This window comes from Butyrivibrio sp. WCD3002 (assembly GCF_000424265.1).
GTDB lineage: Bacteria > Bacillota > Clostridia > Lachnospirales > Lachnospiraceae > Butyrivibrio.
In genome coordinates, this window is the sequence record NZ_AUJO01000027.1 from 39,137 (window position 1) to 46,134 (window position 6,998).

At 36.0% G+C, this 6,998-nt stretch carries 7 protein-coding genes and 1 pseudogene; all 8 read right to left on the reverse strand.

Going from position 1 to position 6,998, the window contains the following annotated elements:
- Complete coding sequence (locus G608_RS0115835; protein ID WP_026496827.1) at positions 1–798, reverse strand: ABC transporter permease; 798 nt, start codon at positions 796–798, stop codon at positions 1–3.
- Positions 795–1,301 carry a GNAT family N-acetyltransferase gene (locus G608_RS0115840; RefSeq protein ID WP_026496828.1) on the reverse strand — a complete coding sequence of 169 codons (507 nt, stop codon included), beginning with the start codon at positions 1,299–1,301 and terminating at the stop codon, positions 795–797. The genes G608_RS0115835 and G608_RS0115840 overlap by 4 nt, the downstream gene beginning before the upstream one ends.
- A gap of 8 nt (positions 1,302–1,309) precedes the next feature.
- Positions 1,310–2,446 carry a DegT/DnrJ/EryC1/StrS family aminotransferase gene (locus G608_RS0115845; protein ID WP_026496829.1) on the reverse strand — a complete coding sequence of 379 codons (1,137 nt, stop codon included), beginning with the start codon at positions 2,444–2,446 and terminating at the stop codon, positions 1,310–1,312.
- A 14-nt stretch (positions 2,447–2,460) separates the two neighbouring features.
- The gene (locus G608_RS0115850; protein WP_196810227.1) at positions 2,461–4,623 is read right to left on the reverse strand and encodes a glycosyltransferase; all 2,163 of its coding nucleotides are present in this window, start codon (positions 4,621–4,623) and stop codon (positions 2,461–2,463) included.
- A 213-nt stretch (positions 4,624–4,836) separates the two neighbouring features.
- Complete coding sequence (locus G608_RS24175; protein ID WP_026496831.1) at positions 4,837–5,394, reverse strand: acyltransferase family protein; 558 nt, start codon at positions 5,392–5,394, stop codon at positions 4,837–4,839.
- A gap of 44 nt (positions 5,395–5,438) precedes the next feature.
- Positions 5,439–5,795: an acyltransferase family protein gene (locus tag G608_RS24180; RefSeq protein WP_026496832.1), complete on the reverse strand. Its 357-nt coding sequence runs from the start codon at positions 5,793–5,795 to the stop codon at positions 5,439–5,441.
- Positions 5,796–5,849: 54 nt separating this feature from the next.
- Entirely contained in the window at positions 5,850–6,719 is an 870-nt protein-coding gene (gene rfbA, locus G608_RS0115865) for a glucose-1-phosphate thymidylyltransferase RfbA (protein WP_026496833.1), read from the reverse strand.
- A gap of 105 nt (positions 6,720–6,824) precedes the next feature.
- Positions 6,825–6,998, reverse strand: a pseudogene (locus G608_RS24510) (dTDP-glucose 4,6-dehydratase); the annotation flags it as partial.

Sequence of the window (6,998 nt, forward strand, 5' to 3'; positions counted from 1 at the left end):
TTATAATTTCATTGCAATTCCATGATTATTTTTCATAGTAATAATGGCACTGATCAAAAAGGCCACAAAAGTTACTGCCAAAACAATCAGGCATTCTTCTATTGTCGCGACGCTAATATCATTTCCCAATGCAGGAGATCTTACTGCATTAATTAAATAATAAAAGGGATTTATACGATAGATGATTGAAAATCCTTTATCATCCATCATAGATGTTGTGTATATGATAGGTGTTACGTAAAAAAGACCTTGTAACACTAAACTCTGAAGCGGCTGGAAATCTCTCAAATGAATAGTTATCGCACTTGACATATTGGCCAGAGTCAATCCACCCAGATAAATAATCAAAAGTCCCGGAATAATCATAAGCATGCTCAAACCAAAGCTAGAGGGACTCAAAATAAGAAAAACAACGAAGTATGCCAACATGCTATAAAACAGATTAACAAAATTTACAGTAACAACTCTGATAGGAAATATCTGTGGGTTTACCTGTGTCTGCTTTAAATATCCTTCAGCACTTATATAAGCAAATGTTCCACCATCTGCACTACCACTTAAAAATACCCATGGATTCAAACCCGAAAACAATATCGGAATAAATCCCTTAGGATCCACTCCGTAAATAATAGAATATATAAGTCCTATTATGATTGATAAACCTAAAGGGGTAATAATCTGCCATGCAACTCCAAGAACAGACCTATTATACTTCATTTGTAAGTCCTGCTTTACCAAGCTCCTTAAGACGTACCTATCTTTATATATTCCACCAAAATAGTTCTTTAAATATTTCATTGCTCACCTATTTCAAATATGACTTTTGTTATGCCTTGTTCTTCTTTCTCCTTGCTAAATCCAGCCCCATAAAAAGACTTAAGACTTGGTCCATTAGTAGAATAAATATTGGCATAAAGAAGCTTTAATCCTAGTTCCTCACCTGCCAACTTCTCCAATAGTTCAATTGCCTTAGCTCCATAATGTTTACCAGCGGCAAGTTCCCTATCAACAATTATTCTACCCACTTCAGCACAGCCGCTTGATTTATCCACATCATAAATTCCGATTCCGCCAATATATCTGGCGGAATCGGTCTCATAAATACTAAACATATACTGTGTTTCATCAGTAAGGTATTTGTTATACCAGTTAGCTTGCTGATCTTGTGTTATTTCTGCTCCTGAAAAGAAAAAGCTAATATTATCCTTTCTGTTTCTAAGAACTCTATAACACTCACTATCTACTGAAGACATTGGCTTTAAGGTAATCTTGTCTGATTTCAGTTCATAATTATGATTCATATTACCTCTTAATTCTTCTCAACAAACTCAATAACCTTGTCACAAATATACTGTACATCATCATATGTAAGATAAAGATTCATAGGAAGAGTCAGTGTATGATCACTTACATACTCAGCATAAGGGCATGTTCCCTTTGCATATGAATACATTCTATAGTTAGTGTTATCTGAGTAATGAACACCGGGGAAAATTTCATTTGCATTTAAATGAAGCATAAGCTCGTCTCTATTCTCTACCATGATCTGGAAAAGATGGCATGAAGACTCGCAACCTTCCTCGATTCTTACGAACTTAATCTTATCAGCATACTTTGAAAGTCTCTCCATGTACCATCTTACAAGCTGACGTCTATATGCATTATCTCTGTCAAGATACTTAAGCTGCACCTTACCAATAGAAGCCATGATTGAGTTACCGTGAGCTTTATCACCTACATACTCAACATCATACTTCCACTTGTAGTTACCCATGTTAGTTGTTCTTGCATAGGTGTCCTTGTTGATACCAAGCCATGCTTTCTTTCTAACGATCTCGTCATAGTTTCCGTTCTTAAAGCAAATCATTCCACTATCACCGGTAGGAAGGTTCTTAACAGCCTGGAATGAATAAATAACTACATCTGCTTCTGATCCGGGAATCTCACCATCAACTCTTGTACCTGCCATGTGAGCAGCATCAAGAATAAGCTTAAGGTTATTTTCCTTACAGATTTTAACGATTTCCTTATAGTTGCCGGTGTTTCCACCAAGTCCAACATACATGATAGCCTTTGTTTTATCTGAAATTTTCTCTCTTACAGACTTAGGATCAAGGCACATTGTATCATCAATATCAGCAAAAACAGCCTTAAGATTTGACTTAAGTATTGCATGGTTAGTTGAAACGAATGTAAGAGGAGTAGTTATAACCTCATCTCCATCCTGCCAACCGTTCTCTTCCTTAAGAATCTCAACAGCAAGATATAAACCAATTGTTGAAGAGTTCAGATAATGTGCAAAAGGAAGTCCTGTGTACTCCTTCCACGCATCCTCAAACTGAACAGTTTTAAATCCAAGACCTGTCCAGCCTACTTCTAAGCACTCTCTAATCTCAGCGAGACACTCATCAACCTCGTATTTTGCTTTAAACAATTGAATAGCCATCTTCTATATCCTCCTTAAAATCTTGAAGCTATATGTTTACGCCAAATAAAATTTAATTGGTGTAGTAAACGATTCGTATGATATCTTACCCTGATATCCGGGGCATGATATGCACATAACTCAGGCATATCAACAACTAATTTATCAACAACCTCTTCCACATTGAAATTTCTGCGGAGATCTTCTTGCGCATTTTTGATTATCTGTTGTCGTTTATCTTCATTTTTCAACAACTGAAGAATTCCTGAGGCCCAGGCTGTAGAAGTATTATCAACAATTAATCCATTAACGCTATCCTTAACTACAAGCTGATATGGAATTACATTAGAATACACACCCGCAATTCCCATTCTAGAATATTCAAGATATTTATTGTAATATTTGCAATTTCCAAATTCATCATCTTTTATAACTGCAAGCCCAATGTGACAACCAGATGCTATTACCATTTTCCTATAATCATCCATGTTTTTTGACCACGGAAGATATTTCGTCTTGAATTTACAACCAGATAAGGACTCTTCTTTAAATCCTATAAATACGGCTCTAAACTGATTAAAACTTTTACTTACCTCGTTTAACGCGGGGACAATCATTTTCTGAATTATCTCTATATGAGAAGGCGATCCTGCATATAAAATTGAATACTCTCCATCAGCATATGACATGTCAAACAAATTATCAATAGGGTCAAATACCTTACCTTCTACAAATTTGACTTCAGGTGCAAAATCTTTGTACTTGTCATAAATGTGAGGATTCGATGCCCATAGTATATCACAATTTGTCAAACACTTTAACAAAGCCTCGCCATACAGTGTTCCCTTATAAACTCCATACAAGTCATCATCCAAGTAAAGAACTGTCGTCCTATGTGCTTTTTTTGCCGCCTCCGCTATTCTGGCCATATACGGATCAGCACCTCTGCAAAAAATAACTGTATCAGCATCCCTAATATCCTTGGCTGTTACTATTGTACTTTCTCTAACAGCTAAATGAACATTATTCTTTTTTGTTGCCCTGCTGACTATACTTTCCAGTAATTCTGTTGTCGTTGTGTAGCCTGCATATACAAGCAGAACTGATGCAGAATCTTTTTTTATGTTTTTTTGAGTCATAATGTATTCATGCTTTTCTACTAGTACGGTCACATATTTCCTGATATGATTCATAAACCATGTAGGATAATATTTTACTGCATTATAATCGGATACATCGTTAAATAATTCCGGAATCTTCTCATAAACAGAACTAGTCATCTGCTTAACAGAAAACTTCTGATGGCACAATTCTTGCGCATTATTTATCATATCCTTGCATTTCTTAGTATGTTCTATCGCATATTCCAGTTTATCGGTCCACGACCCAATATTATTATCAGCCAAAAGCCCATTATATCCATCAACCACGACCATTTTATATGGATAATCATTGGAATATACTCCAACTATACCATATCTGGAATACTCTATAAATTTATTAACATACTTACATCTGTGAAAGTCGTCATTCATTATTGGAGCAACTCCCAAATCGAACTGTCTACTCATGATCAGGCGATTGTACTCGTCAAAATCTCTAACCCATGGTATGTATTCAGTCTTCCCCCTGCATTTATCAAGTGCTCCTGGATCAATCCCTATACAAGTAAAAGAAATACTATGCTTTCTCTCAACCAAGTTATTTATTGAAGGAATAATAAAATCATTCAAATACTTAACATGATCCCCATTGCCCGCAAAAAGAATCTTAAATTCTCCATCGCAAGGAACAGGACTTACCACATGGTCGAAATCATATGCCACATCTGAGATTTCGCATCTTCCATTCTCTACATATTTACTGTACTTCTCTAATAAGAATGGATTTGATCCCCATAAAACATCACACATTTTAAGACTTTTTATTAAATATTCGCAATTTCTTGAATATAATGACTTTGTCAGAGCTTTCCTTACCATATTAGGATATATTTCAGGAAGATTGAGCAGATCATCATCAAGATATACAACTATTTTTTTATTTGCTCTTTTGCCCGCTTCGATTATCCTATAAGCGCCTACCTCAAATGGTCTCACAAAGAGAATAACCTCTGCCCATTCTATATCTTTGGTCAGAACATCTACAACTGCAATTTCCCTAGTTTCACATCCATATTCATTTTTTACCTTACTCATCAAATGACATATCAGCGAAGCTGTTGGTATTTTCGATGAATAGGATACCAATATCCTGCTCATTTCCTAGACTATCCCTTTAAATTCATAATACCCAAAAAGCAAAAAACTCTTTGTACTTTATCACCTTTTCAATTTACATTCAACTTATTTAATATAATTTCCCTTTGATATATATTTAATTGCAAAACTCTTTTCTTGATTTTTTCACAATCAATGCAATAAAAATGATGTACCCGCTGTAAGCCCTAGAATAAAAGTATGTAAAACCATTCTATAAGCCTTTCCATTCTGAACGAGAAAAGAATAGCCAACCATATACAAAGTCGAATGTAATAGATAAATCCAATATGAATTGTCAGCAATTCTCATCAATATTTTATTTTCATTAACAATACTTAGATTTTTAAAACTCAAAAAAGTTATAGTTGCTAATAAGTAGTAACCCGAAACCATAATTACAGGCGTCTTATCCCTCAGACAATCATACGCTATAGTAAATACCAGTAATGAAGAAATCGCCACCCAGATATTACTTTTAAACGCTACATATCCTCGTTCCTCAGTAAAGAACAATACTCCTCCAAGCAATATGCTCCCCATCGGAACCGATTTAACAAGAACATCGTATGTAGTCCCTATCATTGCCGGCACCGTAAACGAGTTGTAAATTAAAATTGCCACAAATATTACCATAACAAAAAGCTTATAAAACCTTTTAGCGTCTCCAATAAGAAATAGTCCAGCAATAGCGTAAAACAGAATCGTCAAATATAAAGTCCATTCATCTCTACAGGATGTGTTGCTGTTACCAGCTAAAAGAAGTAATGATTTAAAAATTCCTCAGTAGTCTCAAAGTTATGAAAAAAAGAGAGATTAATAAAAATACAAAATGCTGCTATTGACCAATATGTAGGATAAATACTTTTTAAACGTTTCACATAATACTCTTTTACGGTACAGTTACCTTCTCTAATCTGCCTTGCAGTAAAATAGCCAGTAATCATAAAAAAGAATGCCACATATTGAAGCATGCCATATCTGCCAAAATAATCCAACATATCAGCAACGACCATTCCTTCAAAATTCATTTCTGCATATGCAAAAGAGTGCGCAACCAAAATCCCCATGCAACTGATCGCGCGTAAATACTGCAATCCTATATTTTTCAACACTGCCCCATCATTTTATAACACAAACATAAATAATATCATTAGCAATACATCTTATAACCCTTTTGAAATTTCTATTAAGTATTTACCATAATCCGTTTTCATAAGTGGCTCAGCAAGTTTAAGAAGCTGTTTCTTGGTAATAAATCCTCTCTTATACGCAATTTCCTCAATACATGACACATAAAGTCCCTGCCTCTTCTGGAATGCGCATACAAAGTCAGCTGCATCAAGAAGAGAATCGTGGTTACCTGTATCAAGCCATGCAAAGCCTCGGCCCATGGTCTCTACTCTGAGGGTTCCACGGCGAAGATACTCATTATTAACGCTGGTAATCTCTATCTCACCTCTTGCTGAAGGCTTAACATTCTTAGCAATATCAATTACATCATTGTCGTAGAAATAAAGTCCGGGAACGGCATAATTGCTCTTTGGATGCTCAGGCTTCTCTTCGATTGAAAGTGCCTTACCGTTCTCATCAAACTCAACAACACCGTATTCTCTGGGATCACGAACATAATATCCGAAAATAGTGGCACCCTTATCTCTTGAAGCCACCTCTCTAAGGAGCTTACTAAAGCTCTGGCCATAGAAAATGTTATCTCCAAGAACAAGTGCAACACTGTCACTGCCGATGAAGCTCTCACCTATTATGAAAGCATCAGCAAGTCCTCTGGGCTCTTCCTGAACTGCGTATGAGAAATTCATGCCAAGCTGCTCGCCTGTTCCGAAAAGATCTTCGAATATGGGCAGATCTCTGGGAGTAGAAATAATGAGAACTTCCCTGATGCCTGCCAGCATAAGTGTTGACAGCGGATAATATATCATTGGCTTGTCATAAACAGGCATGATTTGCTTTGAAATCGCTCTTGTTAACGGATAAAGTCTTGTACCGGATCCTCCGGCGAGTATTATTCCTTTCATTTTCTTTACTCCTAACTGAAATACATTTTTAAATCACGAAGCTCTGTCTGGTTTTAATACCACACAGAGCTCCCCATACATCATTAAGTAATGTAACATATATGATTATAATTTTCCACTATACATACTATCGTAATACTTCTGATAGTCACCACTTGTAACATGCTCCATCCAGTCCTCATGCGCAAAGAACCATTTAATGGTCTTTCTGATACCTTCCTTGAACATGGTCTCAGGCTCCCAGCCTAAATCAGCCTTGATCTTGTCAGGTGCGATGGC

What these genes read in the sequence shown, in the direction of transcription:
- G608_RS0115850 (WP_196810227.1), bottom strand. Translation starts at nt 4,623, where the DNA reads ATGAGTAAGGTAAAAAATGAATATGGATGTGAAACTAGGGAAATTGCA.
- rfbA (WP_026496833.1), bottom strand. Translation starts at nt 6,719, where the DNA reads ATGAAAGGAATAATACTCGCCGGAGGATCCGGTACAAGACTTTATCCG.
- G608_RS0115840 (WP_026496828.1), bottom strand. Translation starts at nt 1,301, where the DNA reads ATGAATCATAATTATGAACTGAAATCAGACAAGATTACCTTAAAGCCA.
- G608_RS0115845 (WP_026496829.1), bottom strand. Translation starts at nt 2,446, where the DNA reads ATGGCTATTCAATTGTTTAAAGCAAAATACGAGGTTGATGAGTGTCTC.
- G608_RS0115835 (WP_026496827.1), bottom strand. Translation starts at nt 798, where the DNA reads ATGAAATATTTAAAGAACTATTTTGGTGGAATATATAAAGATAGGTAC.